Source organism: Dysgonomonas sp. UBA7710, from assembly GCF_002482385.1.
Taxonomy (GTDB): Bacteria; Bacteroidota; Bacteroidia; order Bacteroidales; family Dysgonomonadaceae; genus Dysgonomonas.
On the sequence record NZ_DLFW01000043.1, the window covers coordinates 1 to 18,452 of the forward strand.

The 18,452-nt window shown below is 38.4% G+C and carries 15 protein-coding genes, 1 tRNA gene and 1 pseudogene; 6 read left to right on the forward strand and 11 right to left on the reverse strand.

Annotated features, from left to right (window positions below; translation table 11 throughout):
• The 8 genes and pseudogenes from B3317_RS13595 to gldG form a co-directional block, all read right to left on the reverse strand.
• Positions 1–307 (reverse strand): annotated as a pseudogene (locus tag B3317_RS13595) (site-specific integrase); the annotation flags it as partial.
• Entirely contained in the window at positions 295–1,068 is a 774-nt protein-coding gene (locus tag B3317_RS13600) for a phage integrase SAM-like domain and Arm DNA-binding domain-containing protein (RefSeq protein WP_291112512.1), read from the reverse strand. The pseudogene B3317_RS13595 and the gene B3317_RS13600, both read right to left, overlap by 13 nt.
• Positions 1,069–1,183: 115 nt before the next feature.
• A tRNA-Arg gene (locus B3317_RS13605) sits at positions 1,184–1,257 on the reverse strand.
• 90 nt (positions 1,258–1,347) lie between these two features.
• Positions 1,348–2,241, reverse strand: a complete 894-nt coding sequence (dapA, locus tag B3317_RS13610; protein WP_291112514.1) for a 4-hydroxy-tetrahydrodipicolinate synthase — start codon at positions 2,239–2,241, stop codon at positions 1,348–1,350.
• An 83-nt stretch (positions 2,242–2,324) separates the two neighbouring features.
• Positions 2,325–2,834 (reverse strand): DUF6913 domain-containing protein, encoded by a 510-nt coding sequence (locus B3317_RS13615; protein WP_414647502.1) that lies wholly within the window; start codon positions 2,832–2,834, stop codon positions 2,325–2,327.
• A gap of 152 nt (positions 2,835–2,986) precedes the next feature.
• Positions 2,987–4,129 (reverse strand): galactokinase, encoded by a 1,143-nt coding sequence (gene galK, locus B3317_RS13620; RefSeq protein WP_291112518.1) that lies wholly within the window; start codon positions 4,127–4,129, stop codon positions 2,987–2,989.
• Positions 4,130–4,222: 93 nt separating this feature from the next.
• Entirely contained in the window at positions 4,223–6,220 is a 1,998-nt protein-coding gene (gene ligA, locus B3317_RS13625) for an NAD-dependent DNA ligase LigA (RefSeq protein WP_291112520.1), read from the reverse strand.
• 386 nt (positions 6,221–6,606) lie between these two features.
• A complete protein-coding gene (gene gldG, locus B3317_RS13630; protein ID WP_291112522.1) occupies positions 6,607–9,000 on the reverse strand; it encodes a gliding motility-associated ABC transporter substrate-binding protein GldG in 2,394 nt (797 codons plus the stop codon).
• 106 nt (positions 9,001–9,106) lie between these two features.
• Here gldG and B3317_RS13635 point away from each other — a divergent pair, with 106 nt between their 5' ends.
• The 3 genes from B3317_RS13635 to B3317_RS13645 are packed head-to-tail and all read left to right on the forward strand — an operon-like array spanning position 9,107 to position 11,188.
• Entirely contained in the window at positions 9,107–9,850 is a 744-nt protein-coding gene (locus B3317_RS13635; RefSeq protein ID WP_291112524.1) for a hypothetical protein, read from the forward strand.
• A 56-nt stretch (positions 9,851–9,906) separates the two neighbouring features.
• On the forward strand, positions 9,907–10,317 hold the full coding sequence (gene mscL / locus B3317_RS13640) for a large-conductance mechanosensitive channel protein MscL (protein WP_291112526.1): 411 nt from the start codon (positions 9,907–9,909) through the stop codon (positions 10,315–10,317).
• A 28-nt stretch (positions 10,318–10,345) separates the two neighbouring features.
• Complete coding sequence (locus B3317_RS13645) at positions 10,346–11,188, forward strand: M48 family metallopeptidase (protein ID WP_291112528.1); 843 nt, start codon at positions 10,346–10,348, stop codon at positions 11,186–11,188.
• An 84-nt stretch (positions 11,189–11,272) separates the two neighbouring features.
• Here the strand turns inward: B3317_RS13645 and B3317_RS13650 are convergent, their stop codons facing one another.
• The 3 genes from B3317_RS13650 to B3317_RS13660 form a co-directional block, all read right to left on the reverse strand.
• Complete coding sequence (locus tag B3317_RS13650) at positions 11,273–12,337, reverse strand: glycosyltransferase family 9 protein (RefSeq protein ID WP_291112530.1); 1,065 nt, start codon at positions 12,335–12,337, stop codon at positions 11,273–11,275.
• A 230-nt stretch (positions 12,338–12,567) separates the two neighbouring features.
• Positions 12,568–13,062: a DUF2269 family protein gene (locus tag B3317_RS13655; RefSeq protein WP_291112532.1), complete on the reverse strand. Its 495-nt coding sequence runs from the start codon at positions 13,060–13,062 to the stop codon at positions 12,568–12,570.
• A 28-nt stretch (positions 13,063–13,090) separates the two neighbouring features.
• The gene (locus tag B3317_RS13660; RefSeq protein ID WP_291112535.1) at positions 13,091–15,676 is read right to left on the reverse strand and encodes a hypothetical protein; all 2,586 of its coding nucleotides are present in this window, start codon (positions 15,674–15,676) and stop codon (positions 13,091–13,093) included.
• Between the two features lie 478 nt (positions 15,677–16,154).
• On the opposite strand from B3317_RS13660, the gene B3317_RS13665 reads away from it, so the two are divergent.
• The 3 genes from B3317_RS13665 (at position 16,155) to B3317_RS13675 (ending at position 18,344) form a co-directional block, all read left to right on the forward strand.
• Positions 16,155–16,664: an RNA polymerase sigma factor gene (locus tag B3317_RS13665; protein WP_291112537.1), complete on the forward strand. Its 510-nt coding sequence runs from the start codon at positions 16,155–16,157 to the stop codon at positions 16,662–16,664.
• A gap of 321 nt (positions 16,665–16,985) precedes the next feature.
• A complete protein-coding gene (locus tag B3317_RS13670; protein ID WP_291112539.1) occupies positions 16,986–17,525 on the forward strand; it encodes a hypothetical protein in 540 nt (179 codons plus the stop codon).
• A gap of 12 nt (positions 17,526–17,537) precedes the next feature.
• The gene (locus B3317_RS13675; RefSeq protein WP_291112541.1) at positions 17,538–18,344 is read left to right on the forward strand and encodes a metal-dependent hydrolase; all 807 of its coding nucleotides are present in this window, start codon (positions 17,538–17,540) and stop codon (positions 18,342–18,344) included.
• Positions 18,345–18,452: the final 108 nt, after the last annotated feature.

Genomic DNA, 18,452 nt, shown 5'->3' on the forward strand with positions numbered 1-18,452 from the left:
AAAAAAAGTTTTCACTGTGTCTTGCTACGTAGGTGGTTATATTTATAGGCAATTGCAGTTCTTCACCTATATCTCTTAAAGCCTTATTTATAATATGCAAAACTTTATTCACTCTATTTGCTTTCTGAATCTCTGTTTTGTGGAAAGAAGATAATACAGGGAATAAATAAGGGTTCTCAGCATCCTTGTATTTATCCAATATCTTAATAGCTTTATCCTGTAATGGAATTTTAATAAGTTTCTTAGTTTTTTTTCGATTATATACCAAACGCTTATCAACAATATGAATAGCTTTCAAGTGTGCCATATCGACAAAATTGATACCCCAGATAAATAAGAGAAATAGAACATATCAATAGCTAATTGCGTATAAGATCTATCTGTCTTATAACTTATAATCTTTTCCACATCTGATTTCTGTATGGAACGTTTAACGGTTTCTTTATGCAACTTAGATACCTTATAAATACGGAAAGGGTAATAATCTGCTTTAACTAAATTCTCGCCGATAGCCTTATTGTATAATGCTCTAAACGTTCTGAAACGGATGCCAAGAGAATTATCGCCAAGTCCTTTCGTTCTTAAAAAGGCTTCATAACGTTTAAGCCAATCAACGTCTATTTCTGAAAAGTAACTATCAAGATGCTTATTAAAATCTAATAGAGAAGTTCTTAACTCTTTATAAGTAGATGCATACTTCAATCTGCCTTCGTTGCATAAACGTTCTATTTCCTTCTCAAGAAGTTCTCCTATGGTGCATCTGATAGTGGATGAATTAACTTTCTCAATCAGATTAGATGATGTAAATTCTTTATTTTCGGCTTTGTAATCTAATATCTGCGCTGAATACTCGTTTATCTTATCTGATATTAGCTTTAGAATTTGCTCTTTATCGGGACAGTTTCGTTTAGGTTTGTTCTTTTCAAAATCCCAATATTGAGGGTGAACTGATATGCCAAGACTTTTGTATTTCTTCTTGTTGTCTTTGCAAATGCGAATCATTAAGGGGTGTTCTTCGTTAGCAAGTGTTTTTGACTTGAATAACACTACATTAACTGTTGCGTTCATTGGTTTAACTGGTTTAACGCTTGGTTTAACTTTAGCGTTAAAACCACCTTTAAAACCATATTCTCCAAAAAAAGAAAAGCACCTACTTTCTTCTGTAAGTGCTTTATTTTCAGTGTGACCACGGCAGGATTCAAACCTGCAACCTTCTGATCCGTAGTCAGATGCTCTATTCAGTTGAGCTACGTAGCCATTGCTTAATTGCGATGCAAAGGTAAAATAGTTTTATATATTCTCCAAATCTGAAAGGCAGTTTTTCGCAAAAAAATACCTAAACCTTGATCAGCACTTGATATTCAACTCTATAAGAACATTTCTTATTTGCTCATATGTGGTAATGCGCGTTGGAACGAGAGGCAAGCGCAGCTTATTTTCAATATATCCCATCATATTCAGCATACATTTCACTCCTGCCGGATTACCATCCACAAAAAGCAGATTGAATAATTCGTTGAAGCTATGATGTATCGTAAGAGCACTGTTATAATCACCCTCAAGGGCCAGGCGTGTCATCCGGCTAAATTCCTTAGGGAATGCGTTCCCTATAACGGAAATAACCCCTATAGCACCTAAAGTTATCAAAGGGAAAGTAACCCCGTCATCTCCCGATATAACATCGAAATTCTCGGGTTTACGCTTGATGATTTCGTCCATCTGGCTCATATTACCCGAAGCCTCTTTCACTGCAACTATATTCGGAAAATCATTTGCGAGACGCAATGTTGTATCTGCAGTCATATTCACTCCGGTTCGGCCCGGTACATTATATGATATAACAGGCAGGGACGAAGCCTCTGCGATTGCCTTATAATGCTGATAGATACCTTCCTGCGAAGGCTTATTATAGTATGGCACAACGGAAAGAATACCATCGATACCTGCATAGTCGTTCTTCTTTAGTTTTTCTACGATGGCACGCGTATTATTACCACCTTCACCCAAAATAACAGGAATGCGACCATTTACACGGCTTACTACCAGTTCCACAATCTGTTTCTTTTCATCTTCGGTGAGTGTAGGGGTTTCGGCTGTAGTTCCCAGCACCACAAGATAATCAGTACCATTTTGCAGTTGGTAATCGACAAGACGAAGCAGTGCATCGTAATCTACACTTTCATCGTCTTTAAAAGGAGTTATCAATGCAACTCCCATTCCTCTGAGATTTATTCTAGGCATAAAAATAGTTCAAGACATTTGTCTTTTCTTCCAAAAAGACTTTCTGCATTTTGTTTGTGCAAAATTAAGAATTAATTTATTCCTCAGCGTATATTGTTCAGGTAAAATTTTATCTGCTTATATGTTTCAAGAAGATTTGCATCTTCTTCTTTAAGAATAATAAGGTCGTAAACTTTAAAATCCTGCTCCCTGATACCAATGCAAAATTCGGCTGAATTGTTTGCGAGCAGAAATAGCAATGTCTTATCATTCTTTGTAGTTAAGTCCAACAACGTTTCGTAAGGCAGCTTCTCAAATTCATCAATCACTTGGGAAGACAGTCCCATCCATTTGGAAACATCCTTTTGAGAAATAACCCTCACTTCTGGTGGATACGCCTGATCTCCTCCATCTTTTCCAGATTGAACCGTCCATAAAACAACCTCTTTACCCATCTCTTTTAAATCCTGACTGATCTGAAAGATTTCAGTCCAATTTTCACGGGTAAATAGTATGAGAATTTTTTTCATATCGTCCAGTTTATGAAAGATATGTGTACGTTTGTTGCTCTCAAGGGCGGCATGTATCTTCTTTTTAACCTTAAAACCAAACATATGATCGAATATATGGTAAAATATTATCTTTGTTATTGGTATAGTCTTTGTGTGTTGTGTATCAAATTCCCCCGTTTAATATAAACGGGGGAATTATAAATATTAGTATCAAAGGCCTTATATCCAGTTTCCACTAAAATCCGGCCTGATTATTAAAGTTTTCTTGCGCCGTCTTTGATTACGACATCGTATACTTTAGGTTTGATTTTGAACTTTTGTTCATAAGCTTCGGTCGCACGCTTGATAAAGCTATCGTGCAACTCGTTCTTCACAAGGTTGATTGTACAACCTCCAAAACCGCCACCCATCACACGAGAGCCTGTCACACCACATTGGCGGGCTACATCGTTCAGGAAGTCAAGTTCGTCGCAACTCACCTCATATTTACGGCTAAGTCCGATATGGGTTTCGTACATCTTTTTACCCACTGTCTCGTAATCGCCTTTCTTCAATGCTTCGCAGGCATCCTGTAAACGTTGTATTTCTTCAATTACGAATTCAGCGCGCATATAATCTTCCGCACTTACTTCATTCGCCACTTCTTTCAGCATATCCAATGTAGCATCACGAAGCAATTCTACTTCCGGGTGATATTTACGGATATAAGAAGCCGCATTTTCGCACGATTCACGGCGTTTGTTATAAGCAGAGGAAGCCAATTCGTGTGCCACACAAGTATTCAGCAATACCAGACGATATCCTACCGGATTGAATGGAACATATTCGTATTCCAGAGAACGGCAATCGAGACGGATAAGTGAACCTTCTTTACCAAAGCATGAAGCAAACTGGTCCATAATACCACATTTCACCCCTACATAATTGTGCTCGGTAGCCTGACCTATCAATGCCAGTTCGAAACGGTCGAAACCTAAGTTATACATATCGTTGATAGCAAAACCAAAGCAGCTTTCCAAAGCAGCAGAAGAAGACATACCTGCGCCCAGAGGCACATCGCCTGCAAATACGCAGTCGAATCCTTCAACTTTCTTTCCGCGCTTAATCATTTCTTTACACACACCGAATATATACTTACCCCATTGTTTGATTGGAATATCGTCCAATCCGAATTCGTCCATTTCCGACAAGTCCATAGCATATGCCCTGATACGGTCCGGTGTACCATTCGGCTTAATTACGCAATACATAGCTTTATCTATTGCTCCGGGTAGTACGAAACCACCATTGTAGTCAGTATGTTCTCCAATAAGGTTGATACGCCCGGGCGATGTATATGTTGCACCATCAGTCCCGTAAAGAGATTTAAATTTTTCTTGGATTGGTTTCAATTCCATGGTTGTTTTTTTATTTAGGTTTATAAAAAATAAGTTTCTGTTTGTTATAGATACAAGGTACGAGATACGAGTTGTTTACGCATTTTTCACTCTTCACTTTATCATTTCCAGGAATACTTCTTCACTTATAATAGGTATACCCAGACTTCCGGCTTTTTCCAGTTTAGCCGGGCCCATATTATCACCGCCGAGTATGTAATTTGTTTTTGAAGAAATAGAACCGCTGTTCTTTCCTCCGTTTTGTTCTATCATGGCTTTATATTCGTCCCGTGAATGTTTTTCAAAGGTACCGCTGATAACAATTGACAGGCCCTTCAGCTTTTCGGTTCGCTGAGAAACGATGTCTTCACTAAGTTCAAATTGTATGCCAAACTCCCTTAGTCTATTTACCACCTCCACATTACTGCTTTCACCAAAATATCTGACAATACTTTGCGCTATCCTGTCACCTATTTCGTCTACCTGCACCAGCTCTTCTACCGAGGCCGCCATAAGCGCATCGATATCAGGAAATGCAAGAGCCAGCTTCTTAGCAACGGTTTCGCCTACATAACGGATACCCAGTGCATATAAAACCCGCGCATATGGAACCGAAACAGAAGCCTGAATACTATCTGTCAAATTCTTCGCGCTTTTTTCCGCCCAGCGTTCGAGACGGGATACATCCTGCCATTTCAACGTATAAAGGTCGGCTATATTATGTATAAGGCGTGCATTATAGAAGAGTTCTACAGTTTCGGGGCCACAGGTTATATTCATCGCCTTACGGGTACAGAAATGTTCTATCCTTCCTTTTATTTGTGGAGGACAAGATGATTCATTCGGACAATAATAAATAGCTTCTCCTTCGTCCTTCACCAATGGAGTACCGCATTCAGGACAGTTTTTGGTAAATTCTACCTTTTCATCGAATATTCCTCTTTTCGATATATCCACCCCTGTTATTTTGGGTATGATTTCACCGCCTTTTTCCACATATACCTGATCGTTAATATGTAAATCGAGCAGGTTTATATAATCTTCATTATAGAGGGAAGCACGCTTTACTGTCGTACCCGATAGTTTTACTGGCTTCAGGTTGGCAACAGGAGTAACAGCCCCTGTCCTACCCACCTGATAAGAGACAGATTCCAAGGTAGTCACCGCCTTTTCGGCCTGAAACTTGAACGCTATTGCCCAACGTGGAAACTTCGAGGTATATCCGAGATTCCGTTGTTGTGTAAGCGAGTTCACTTTCAATACTATTCCATCGGTAGCTACAGGTAGATTTTTGCGTTCGATATCCCAATAATGAATATAGGCAAATATTTCGTCCAGAGTCTTACACTTCTTTGTTGCATCCGAAATTTTGAATCCCCATTCTTTGGCTTTCATCAGGTTTTCATAATGCCCATCAGTCGGCAGATTCTCTCCCAGCATATAATAAAGGTAAGAATCGAGCTTACGGGCAGCTACTTTTTTGGGATCTTGTTGCTTCAATGTACCGGAACCTGCATTGCGCGGATTGGCAAAAAGCGCCTCTTCCTGCTCCGCCCTTTCTTTATTAAGATCTTCAAATACAGACCAGGGCATCAGTATCTCACCGCGTATTTCAAATTCGGCAGGGTAATCATTGCCACGCAAACGTAATGGAATACTGCGGATAGTACGCACATTGGCTGTCACATCATCCCCCTGTACTCCGTCACCGCGGGTTATCGCCTGTGTCAGTTCACCATCTATATATGTCAGGGATATGGATGTACCGTCATATTTGAGCTCACATACTATTTCAAATTCGTCGTTCAGCCCTTTCTTTACACGGTTGTAAAAATCCGTCACTTCGGATTCGGTATAAGTATTTCCCAGCGAAAGCATAGGATATTTATGTGTCACCTGCCTGAATGACTTATTTATATCACTACCTACACGCTGAGTCGGGGAATTAGCATCGAAATATTCGGGATGCAAAGCTTCCAACTCAGATAATTCCTTTAATTTCTTATCAAATTCGAAATCAGATATTGTAGGTGCAGACAGAACGTAATAGTCGTAATTATGTTTATTCAGCTCCTCTCTGAGAGCCTCTATTTGCTGTTTTATATGATCCATTATTAATGCTAAAAGTGTATATACAAATATAGAAAGAAATAGGTTTATCAAACAAATAATTAGTTATTTTTCAGAATTGATGGATATATGTTAGCAATAAACAGTGAATGCACATTTTCCATTCAGGTAATTTTCACCTCTTAACTCGTAACTATTTTCTAAAAACCTGACAAACTTGACACATTTCACACTTTTTTTTCATCTGTCAGTTTTTCTCCATTTTTCGATTTTGCTATAACCTCTCCGCAGAACTAAAAACCTGACAAACCTGACACTTTTTGTACTTTTTCATTTATCGCTTTCCGTTCAATATTTCAATAAATTAACGGCCAGCAGCCATACTATTATAGATAAATCAATTCTATTTTAATCAACAGTAAAGTTGCTTACTTTTCATACTTTCTTTTCCTGTAGAAATAAATCCCTCCCATCAGGAAAGCCATAAAAAGAACAGGCAATCCGATATTCAGCACCATGTACATATCTCTGCTCTCAAAGGCTTCTTTCTTATTTAACAGATAAAGTCGCTGCTGCTTTGTGCGTAACGCCATCAATCCGTCCTCATCTGTCAACCAGTTAACGGCATTCACGATAAAATCACGATTACCATATTGCTGCTGAGACATACGGTCATATCCCATTGGCAATATCCGGGAGTTTTGCCCCTGTCCCTGTACTTCGTTACTGATAATATCGGAAGACGAAACGATTATCATCTTAGTCTCCTTACTCCGGCCTATAGTTTTATCCCCTCCCTCTATGCTATCGGGGATCAACCGGTTTGTAAACGCCGAAGCGAATGTACCTTCGAGGCTCACCGCTACAGGCACAAACGGCTGATTAAAATAATCCGGTATATCCTGTACACGTTCCACATCAAAATCGATCATTTCAGGTACCTGCATCAAATGGGCATTAGCCGAACTTGTCAGCAATATGGTCTTTTTCACAGCAGGCGAATTATTTACCACATCTACCGAACTCGTAAAACCGGCTTTTACATCCCTTATATTCTTAGTTACAGGATGGTTTGGAGACGAAATCAGCAAGGGTTGAAAAAAGCTGGGTAAAAGTGTCCCGGCCTGTGTCTTTTCATCCGTGATCAGATATGTGGATACACATTGCCTGTCCTGTATCAGATCGGGGTTTATACGCACCCCGTAGGTAAATAGCAGATCGTCAAGGTTTACATCGTTTTTCATTGTAGCCGATTGTCCCGTCAAGGCCAAATCCCTATGCGAATAGTACACGCCGTCTACCAGCCACAATACCTTCCCCCCATTCATTATATACTGGTCGATAATATACTTTTCGGCCTCGGTATATTTTGATAGAGGGCCGGCAATAATAATCGCAGCAAACTCGTCCAGTATCCGTATATCATTGCCTATTTCACCACGATCGACGGAATAATATTTAGACAGTAATTCTTCGGCATCATATACATATGTTCCGGACAATTCATCATGTCCTTCAATGAAAGCTATGGTTTTAGGATTCTCCTGGCTTAGCAACCGTATAGCATCTATAAATTCGAATTCAAGACTTTCAACAGATGCATTCAAGTTTTCTTCAGCCGTATTGCCTGCAACATTTTTGAGCAAAGAGACTACCAGTGTATCCCTCCCGTTTGTAACCTGCGCGTAAGGATAGATCATCTTCCTGCTGGCTTTCCCCTCACGGTCTACTTCATTCAGTATAATACCGGTCATTCCTTTTGAGGCAAAGGATTTAAATGTTTCATCCAATGATTTGCCGCTCTCATATGGATTTATATATCTGATATCGATATTATCATCCGCAAAGCGGTTAAAATCCGAAAGCAAATCTGTTGTAGCATCTTTTAATCGCTGAAAGCCATAATTTAAGTCGCCGGTCAGATAAACATTCACCTTTAATAAACTCCCGTCTCCCACCCGCTCTAATATATCTTTGGTATAATCGTTCAATGTGTAACGTTTATCCGCGGTGAAGTCTAGTCTGGAATTTGGAGTAAAGAAAAATACTATATTTAAGATCAATACTGCCGACGCCAAAGCAATCAGCAGCCGCGGTTTATTCTGCCTCAAACATAAAACAGCCAACAAAACGAATAGTACCAGATAATTAATCACAACCGCCAAATCCCTGATTTCTATCGCCCCACGCTGCATCAACTTATAATGACCCGCCAATCCGAAAGAAGCTACCGAAGCCTGTATTTTTCCAGAAAGAAAAAAGCCCGATAGCAGATCGAATCCATAAAAAGAAAATAAACAAAGGAAAACGGATACGATGAGCGCAACCACCTGATTCTTTGTAATCACCGATCCGAACAAGCCGATGGAAATAAATACCGAAGCTATTAATATCAGAGAAATATATGAAGCCGTTATGCTATCCAAATCGATATTCCCCACAGGATTTGCAAGCTGATATAAAGAGCAGGCATAAACGGTAGTAGGCAGGAGAGTAACCAATACAAAAATAACAGTAGCCAGAAACTTACTGAAATATATTTCCGAAGCCTTCACCGGTCTCGTTTTCAGAATATCGAGCGTTTTGTTTTTCTTTTCCTCGGAGAACAGGCGCATAGTCAGTGCCGGAATCAGAACTGCAAATAACACGGGTGCCAAACCGAAGAAACGGTTCAGATCGGCATACCCGCCATCGATCAGATTATAACTACCCGAAAATGCCCAGAGCATCACTCCTGTTATTAAAAGAAAAGCCAAAGCAAAAAAAGCACCCGCAGGAGAGCAAAAAACAGACTTAAATTCTCTTAATACTAAAGCTTTCATATATCTTTGTAAGAATACATTCTTTTACTTATCTATGACTAAACGGGGGATAAAGATAGTTATTTTATTTGTTCTGATAATCACTATTCTTATTGGCGGATGGCAGATGTACAAGAGATTGAAATATAACAAGCAATCTTTCGACACAGACCTGTACAGCTATGTATCACCTCAGGCCACAGAAGTAATAAATATAAACAGGGGTTACAATTTCGAAAAGCTGTTTCTGTATGACCCATCCCTGTACCAATTGATAGAAATCTTAGGAGGCAGCATCCATTATCCGGTCATAATATCAAAGTATGCCAACGGAAAAATGCTGTTGGCAATGAAGACCAGCCATGAACAGGAATATGCAATAAGGGAACATATCGATAAACAGATATCCCTACCCTTTCCACCTAAAATAGTAAAATATAAAGATGCAGAAATATATATACACGCACTAGCCAATAATCAATTTCTTGTATATTCTTTTTATAAAGGGCTGTTTTTTGTAAGCCATCATTATATGCCTGTTGAAAATATTCTGGATTCTGATCCCGAAAACACATTCTTCTCCGGAGAAGAGCATAAAGAGATTATAGAAAAAGTAAGACTTAGCGCGCCTGTATGTATGTATATGAAATTGCCGGGTAATATGCTGGCCATAGACTATAGTGTACATAACGATACCATACATATGGAAGGATACATACTTAACCATGGCAGACATGGCTCTTTTACCCCAAATCCGAACCTGATTCCTTTCATGATAAATCTGCCCGATAGTATATGTGTAGAAGACTATACAATATCGGATGAAAATAAACCAATGACCGTTAAAATTAAATTAAACAAAATATATTAAGTTTGTGTTTTAATTTTAATTGTAGTATTTAACAAACTAAAACATATAAAAAGAATATGGCAGTTTTAAAAGAATTGAAGAATTTCATGATGCGCGGCAACGTGGTGGATATGGCTGTCGGTGTCATTGTCGGTGGAGCTTTCGGAAAGATAGTATCATCTCTGGTAAGTGATATTATAATGCCTCCAATAGGGATTATCTTAGGCGGAGTAAATTTTACAGATTTAAAATTCGTGCTTAAAGATGCGGTAGGTGATATTCCGGCAGTAAGTATCAACTATGGTACTTTTATACAGACTATCTTGGACTTTGTAATAATTGCAACAGCTATTTTCTTTGCCATCAAAGGAATAAATGCTTTACAAACCAAAAAAGCGGAAGAACCGGCTGCACCTCCGGCTCCGACTAAAGAAGAGACCCTGTTGACAGAAATAAGGGATTTACTGAAAGAACAGAATAATAAATAATTTAACCTATCAAACTAAACAAGCTATTATGATAAAGAAATGTCTCATATTATTCCTCGGCTATACGATGCTATTCACAGGATGCGGAAGTGTTCCGGTAACGGGACGGAAGCAATTGAACCTGGTTTCGAACAGTGAAGTGCTTACTCTTAGCCTGCAACAATACGACGAATTTATAAAGTCGGCTCCTATATCTACAGACAAAGCCAATACGGCTCTGGTACAGAAAGTAGGCCGCAATATAGCTAATGCTGTAGAAACTTATCTGAAAAATAACGGTTACGCCGATCAGGTAAAAGATTACTCGTGGGAGTTTAATCTGGTAAAAAGTGCTGATGTAAATGCATTCTGTATGCCGGGCGGAAAAATCGTAGTGTATGAAGGCATATTACCATACACTCAGAACGAAACAGGATTGGCCGTAGTTTTAGGACATGAGGTTGCACATGCCGTTGCAAAACATGCTAACGAGCGTATGAGCAACCAGATGGCTACGCAGTATGGTACTGCGGCTGTCGGGGCAGCCCTTGGAGGAACATCCGCGGTTACACAACAGGTAGCGGCGGCGGCATTAGGATTAGGGGCACAATATGGAATTCTGTTGCCGTATTCGCGCAAGCAAGAACTTGAAGCTGACCAACTCGGGCTCATATTTATGGCTATGGCCGGTTATGACCCCAGTGCCGCATCTGCATTCTGGCAACGCATGTCCCAAAGCGGAAGCAGTACGCCGGAGTTTATGAGTACCCACCCTTCGGACGAAACTCGTATCAAACAAATACAGAAAGACCTCCCCGAAGCTCTGAAATATTACAAAGGGGGAACAAGCAAAACGGGGGCGGCTAAAACATCGGAGAAATGGAGTTTCTGATAATGCACCAATAATAAATACAAAAAGAGCCGGAGAATTTATTATCTCCGGCTCCTTCGTTTTTAATCCGATAAGGAAAGTAGCTTATTTCTTCATCGCAAGAATTTTATCTATTGCATTCACAATATCATCAATATCCATCGCATTGGTATCTATAGCCATACTACCCTCATTATAAGGTTTATACTTATCCGTATTTGTAATAGAAAACAATCCCACAACAGGAGTTTGTGCCGCGCTTGCCAAATGCATAATACCACTATCGGCGCCAATGAAGACTTCCGTATTATTAATAAGAGCGGTCATCTCACGGAGATCTCTACTATAATATGATGGAGCCTGAAAGTCTATCTGTGAAACATTCTCGACAGGTAAAACTTCCAGAATATTATATCTTTCACCATATTCGGCTTTAAGTCTCTCATAAGCATTGAGCCACCAATCTTTTGAGTAACATTTATCACCTGTAGCATAAGTATAAATAGAGATTGTCTTTTTCCCCTTATCAACGAGACTATCTAATATTTTTTTCCCCGTAGCAATTTCGGAAGGACTCAGTTTTATGTTCAAAACGGGTATCGGTTTATCAATATCTATCCCGTTGAATCCCAACCGGATAAGATTACTCCGAAAGTTATACACCGGAAATTTCGCCATATGCCCATAATCTTCATACTTCATCTGAAGATCTTCGTCCACATCATTGAAAAATTTAAACCGGGCATTCGAAAATTGTGTGGAAAGCCTTCCGGATGAAGAATTCTTATCTACATTTATTACAATATCATAATTATATCTCTTCAATGAGAACCAGACTTTCATGTATTTAAACAATTCCCTGAAAGGTTTTTTGGGCAACTTAATTATCCGGTCAACGCTTTTATAGTTCTCGAATAAAATAAAAGAGATATTTCCCCTGACAAACAAATCTACCTTACAATAGGGAAATGTGCCGGAGATTTCCTGCACCAAAGGTGTTATCAACAGTTGGTTTCCCAACCGGCTGTTTGGCCTTGAGATTAAAACTCTTCTAATATCAGAATTAGATATACCATGGGCATCCTTATTAAGCGCGGAACGACCTATATTTCTGGTTAATCCACGCATAATGGCCCGTCTTTTGCCATTTACAATGCTCTTAAAGCTCATATGTATTTTACTCAAACTCTCTGGCAGCAAATATATAGACAAACAGCACAATGCATGTCATATTTTGCCATAAAATTGAATAAAAAGGACAAAAAAATCAAAAAAAAGCTATTTACGTCTAAACAAGTTGAGATTATTTAGCAAAAACGTATTTATTTGTTATTATTTATGTCACATATACAGTAAATGTCAGAGTCCATTAAGATTATCAATACGATTTCCGATTTGCCCTATCTGCTTTTTTTCCATGGCTTCAAAACCGATATGACAATAAAGCTAAGCAATATAGTTGTCTGCACCGTCCCCCATATACGTGTCATCTCCAGATTGTGGAAATAGTCGGAACCGGATAGTACATCCTGGCCCAGCGTCTGTGCAAGTTCTACATTCCCGTTTATCCAGGGGCCTAATACAAATGTGCCGAACAAGACCTGAACAATAGTCAGTATCCATTTCACAGTCAGCCAGCGATGTTTGAAGAATCCCCACTTTGTCCATATACCATAAACGATACCTATCAGTATATTTCCCATTGCACCGGGAATAATCAGGTAATCGTCTATAATTTGCAGCATGCGCGAAAACATATACAGGTCATCACCCGTTTCAGGCTTGCCTGTCAAAGCAAGAACCGACATTGCCAATGCTCCGCCAATCCACATGATAGCCAGAAGAAGATGCAGTATTTTCAGGTACTTTATACCTTTTGGTCCCAGTGTTTTCATGGTTATATCCTTTATTTACCCAAAGATATCAAAATCCCATTCCCAAGCCAAACATAAAACGGAAATCGTCGCCCGAGCCAAACCATGAATATTTAGTGGTTATTTTATTGATAATGGTCACCCATGCACCGCCACCATAAGATGCATGCCATTTTTTCGAAGACTCGTACGGATACCACACCCGGCCAAAATCGAATCCTGCGAATAAACCGTATTTAAGGGGAGTGAAGGGATTCTTTATTTTCCCCATATCTATGCGTAAATCTGAATATTGATAATAAGATTGACGACCGATAAAACGGCTGTCGCGATATCCCCGCAACTCGGTAGAAGCCGATTGGTAAAACTCGTATTTATCGTTAAATATAGCTTTCCCTTTCATCTTTGTAGCCCAGGTAATCCGGTCTGTAAGTTTTACATTCAGAGACAGATCAAGTTCTGCATATGGAAAGTTTCGTTCGGGATGGAGTATATTCATTTTCCATCCGGCAGTAAGCGATCCCGTAAAAGTGGGAACAATATTGGAAATTTCCTTATCTATTTCATACGACACACTTAAATCAGCAAAGTAGCGGGTGTCAAATATTGAATAATCGTTATTGTAAAATTCATTGATATACCTGCCGTCGACCTGTTTGATTTTAAACATTTCGAATGAGGATGACAATATGAGCTGATGATCTTTCGCCAATATATAATGAAAGGACGGCGCTAATGAGTACTGCCCCACCTTCACACGGTTATATACTTTCTTCTCATCTTTAAACCCATCCGTATTATTCCCAAATCCAAAGAAGTTGGAGAAGTTTGTAGGAGAACCGACAAAAGCATCTAAATAAATACTTTTGCGATCGTCATACATCGGGAAAATACCTTTATACATAAACCCCTTCAAATAATTATAGCCTATACGGTGCTGATACGAAAAAGGGGAACGTTTCAGACCATAGCGGGTATATGTCACAAAACTGCCCAGGCTCAGGCCCCAGTCAGAGTCATACACCCCCCACGGGCTGAACGAGATACTGTTGTAGCGCGTCTTTTCGTAATCATAATCATGTATTTTATCATTATCAGTAATAATCACCTTCGCCTCTTTCACAGAGTCTAATATCTGTTTCTGAGAATTATATCCGAATACTTTTATTTTGCTTTCAGGTTGTATACTGTATCTGTTATCTCCTCTTCCTCCCAATACATACAATGGTATCTTATTCCTTTCATTCCCCCTCACTTCGAAACTATCGTCTCCATTCATTCCATACAACCATATTTCTTTTGAGTTTCTTTTCGTGTACCTATGCCTGAATACGAGTTTACCGGTATTTCTATCATATATATTGACTTGTATACTGTCGCGATGAAATTTATCTATTACAAACCTGTCATTATTATTCGTACCGGTGATTACGGGATTAAATTGCAGTTCTTTATAATACTCCACAGCAATTTCTCCAAGATCGTCTCTTCGTTTTTTCAATTTTTGCTTGATCTTGTTTATTTCCTCGCATTGTATTTCTTTAGGCAACCGGGTAAAAGCATAATCTACAACACTGTCTGTCAATAGGTTTTTCAGATATTGCGCCTGCCTGAGCCAGTTTTTCCGTTCACTTTGGGCCGTCAGGGCCACATCAAGTGTAAAGCCCAATTTATTAAACTTCTTCAGGTTACTGATATGATCTTTATAGTCAGATATAAAACCGAGAGAAAGCACACTCAACATTTGGCCTGTCAGTAAGCCATCTACTTTCATAAAAGCATGACTGCGATCTATCACAATAGGTTTATACACGATCTTATCATCCACTACACTTCTCTGCCAGTTCCAATTCTCAGGAGTTTTGTTCCAATCTCCGATCAACATATCAAATAAACGTTCACGGATATAAAGATCCTGGTCTACAACATGAGACTTGTCATCCTGCATATATTTCAGCAAATCGTGCGTCCCTATAATATCTTTTCTTATGGCAAGATCAGGAACATTCATTATACTTACAAGCTTATCCTGAATCTTCGTGCCATCTACAATAGTATCCGGCGTAGCATTCCGGGCAATATAATAAAGGCGCGGGTTATTTGAATTCAAATCCAGAACTTTAGCCATGTAGTCGGAAGCTATAAATGTATATGGATTTACGATAGTATATGCATCTCCTATAAAACTATCGAGATATGTATCCTTAAAGTCATTTTTATTATACATTTCCTGAAAGAATTCAGATTGGAGAAAACTGGACGAACCACCCAAAGGCTTCACCAGATAGTTCCGCCCACGTTTATCAACCATATAAAGCCCGTGGAATTCAGGAGCCTGACCTGTTACTTCGAGGGTTCCCAAAAAGGAATTTAACGTCGACGACCCCACCGAAACGGGAATAGTATACAATTCTCTGTAGTGTTTTCCCCAAACAAAGTCATAGACGCAACTTCGATTTTTCTTCTGCTGCGAATAAATAGACTTCCGTATCGTATCACCCGAATATAACGGTATTGTATCATTATTAGTCCCTCCAGTCTGTGCCAATAGGATTGCAGGCTGCAATAACCAGCATATCGAAAAGATAAATAATATAGCTGTATATTTCTTATTGTATCTCGACAAATTATTCACGATTAAGTATTTCCTTTACACATTAAATGACCAAAGTTACTATTAATACAGATTATCCCCTAGTTGCCCCGACAAAAAATTCAAACAATTATTCGGCATTAAAATCAAACCTTCTAATAAAGCTGCATCCACCTTATCTTTCAACAATTATTAAACGAAACGCATTAAGAGAACAAAAATTCACGATTCCTTGTTCTCTCATTGCAAGTTAATACATCATATTTTTATAGAAACGAACGACAACGAGAGAAACTGTATGTTAATTAACGCAATCAACAAACCTGCAACACAATACAAATGTTAACATATATATAAATCAATTTAATCATTGATTATTAATAATTTATTCTTATATATATTTTAACAATTGAAATATATATTTTTTAGTTGTCGATGCAATCAATTGCAAAAAAAAACATATATCTTTGTAATATCAAAAACGAAAAAATTACAAAACATTTACAAAACCAGAAGAGTAATGAAAACTAGCAAACAAACACTGGAACACGACTTGGTACTAATGCAAAGCAACATGCTAAATTATGCATTAACCCTGACAACCAACCGTGATGAAGCTAAAGATCTTACTCAAGAAACTACACTGAAAGCCTTGAGTAATATAGACAAGTATTACGATAATGTCAATTTTAAAGGATGGGTTTTTACCATAATGCACAATCTGTTTATAAACAACTACCGTCGTGTCGTACGCACTCAAACTGTTTTAGAAAACTCAGACAATCTATACCAATTAAATCTGCCGCAGGAATCGGGCTTCGGCTCACCGGAAGGTTCTTTCACATACCATGAAATAATGAATGTACTGGACACTTTCAATGACGATTATAAAACGCCGTTTTCTATGCATTTTGCAGGTTTCAAATATGATGAAATAGCTAAATCATTAAACTTACCACTAGGAACAGTAAAAAGCCGGATATTTTTTGCGCGCAAAAGATTACAGGAGATACTGAAAGATTATAAATAATTTCGCAAATGAATAAATATTGAAGCCTTCCGGTAAATACGGAAGGCTTTTTTCATTCCCGCAAAAAAAAATTATCACATTAATTTTTATATACATCTCTGATTGATCTGTTCTGCGCTCTCTCGTTGAATTAGAATCCGGATTTAAATCTTTATCATCTAAACCTTCGTAATTACAACAAAAAATTCAGAGTAAAATATGGAATCTGCGCTTATTCATATCTATATATAAGCTTATATTCATATTACGATATACGCCGATAAAGTATAAAGTAAAAATTTATCGTATATTTGAAAAATCATCAGATACAAACCTATGTCAATGAAAAAGAGAGAAACCGATATCATATACTATTCGAACAAAAGGCAGGACTATATTTTCGGTACTATCTTTTTATTCATTACATGTGCCTTCATTATCTTTTCATTTCTTTTCATTTCAGACGGTATCAAAGCATTTCGTACCGGATCGGCAGAAGAAAGTACAATTGGATCTATAGCAGGATTTGTGCTTATTTCCTTATTATTTGTAATAATAACAATGTTGTTTGGAATAAGAGCTTATGCCAATCTTTTCAAGAAGATAGAAATAGCCCGGCTGGCGGATGAAGGTCTGTTTTTCTCCGAAATGAAGGGACAAATGCAAATGCATAAAAACTATGTATCATATGCTAATATAGGCCGTGCATATATAAAAAAGAATAAATTCACAGGTTCGACGGTGATTATAGAGAGTAACGATGAAGTGCCTGTACCCCTAGGTTATATAAACAGTTTCTTATCGCTTGCAAACAAAGAGGCTCTCTTAGAAAGTATAAATGACCGTGTAAGCAAAATATCAGCACCAACTCAATCCGAATAACCACCCCACCCTATGGACATACTTACCCACGCCTTGTCCGGAGCAGCCGTAGCGACCTGCGCTTCAACTTTCGTAAAGACCACACCATTACGAAAAGTAAAAATAATACTGACGGGTACTATCGGCGGTATACTCCCCGATATAGATGCTATCAGTATGTGGTCGCGTTTCGATGCTACATTTAGTAAATTATTCGGGCTATCAGATACCGGCAAGGTTGTTTATAGCAGTAAATTCTGGTATTCGCACCATGCATTCTTCCATTCTTTGCCAGCCAGTATCATTTTAGGAATATTATTTATACTCTGCATTTACCTTATACGAAAATCATTAAAGAAAACAGATAAACACTTTGCCGGTTTTATGAAAGACCATGCAATTTATTTCATAACCTTTGTTCTGGGTTTCTGGGCACATCTGGCCGGAGACCTGCCTACTCCCGCTTCGGCATGGGGAGGGATAGCGCTTTGGTGGCCGGGGGAAAACTATACCGGAGGATACGGAAAGATATGGTGGTGGAACAATTATGACATATTTCTGCTAATCATATGTTGTATTATCATTAATCTTACTGTCCCTGTATTCAAAGTCCTAAGGAATAAATCGAAGATAATTAACTCAATAATCCTATCTCTTACTTTTATATTGATACTTATACAGATAAATAGCCGGCAATATGATTATGCCTATACAAAAAGTACAGCAGCAACTTATGCCGAAATGGAACGAAACTCGAAAAAAGAGCAGGAACGTATTCTGGGGAAACACCTCTATAAATTAATGGACAAATTCGACAGCAGTCTAAAAATTTACTTTTAAATTTGCCCCATCAACGCGCCACATAATGTTAACAGAGATTAAAAACAAAAATAGCCTTACCAAACGAATATCTGATTTACAGCATAATAATAATCTCCCAATATTTTA

Coding starts and splice junctions, on each gene's coding strand:
- B3317_RS13600 (WP_291112512.1), bottom strand. CDS start 1,068: ATGAACGCAACAGTTAATGTAGTGTTATTCAAGTCAAAAACACTTGCT.
- dapA (WP_291112514.1), bottom strand. CDS start 2,241: ATGCCTAGAATAAATCTCAGAGGAATGGGAGTTGCATTGATAACTCCT.
- B3317_RS13615 (WP_414647502.1), bottom strand. CDS start 2,834: ATGTTTGGTTTTAAGGTTAAAAAGAAGATACATGCCGCCCTTGAGAGC.
- galK (WP_291112518.1), bottom strand. CDS start 4,129: ATGGAATTGAAACCAATCCAAGAAAAATTTAAATCTCTTTACGGGACT.
- ligA (WP_291112520.1), bottom strand. CDS start 6,220: ATGGATCATATAAAACAGCAAATAGAGGCTCTCAGAGAGGAGCTGAAT.
- gldG (WP_291112522.1), bottom strand. CDS start 9,000: ATGAAAGCTTTAGTATTAAGAGAATTTAAGTCTGTTTTTTGCTCTCCT.
- B3317_RS13635 (WP_291112524.1), top strand. CDS start 9,107: ATGTACAAGAGATTGAAATATAACAAGCAATCTTTCGACACAGACCTG.
- mscL (WP_291112526.1), top strand. CDS start 9,907: ATGGCAGTTTTAAAAGAATTGAAGAATTTCATGATGCGCGGCAACGTG.
- B3317_RS13645 (WP_291112528.1), top strand. CDS start 10,346: ATGATAAAGAAATGTCTCATATTATTCCTCGGCTATACGATGCTATTC.
- B3317_RS13650 (WP_291112530.1), bottom strand. CDS start 12,337: ATGAGCTTTAAGAGCATTGTAAATGGCAAAAGACGGGCCATTATGCGT.
- B3317_RS13655 (WP_291112532.1), bottom strand. CDS start 13,062: ATGAAAACACTGGGACCAAAAGGTATAAAGTACCTGAAAATACTGCAT.
- B3317_RS13665 (WP_291112537.1), top strand. CDS start 16,155: ATGAAAACTAGCAAACAAACACTGGAACACGACTTGGTACTAATGCAA.
- B3317_RS13670 (WP_291112539.1), top strand. CDS start 16,986: ATGAAAAAGAGAGAAACCGATATCATATACTATTCGAACAAAAGGCAG.
- B3317_RS13675 (WP_291112541.1), top strand. CDS start 17,538: ATGGACATACTTACCCACGCCTTGTCCGGAGCAGCCGTAGCGACCTGC.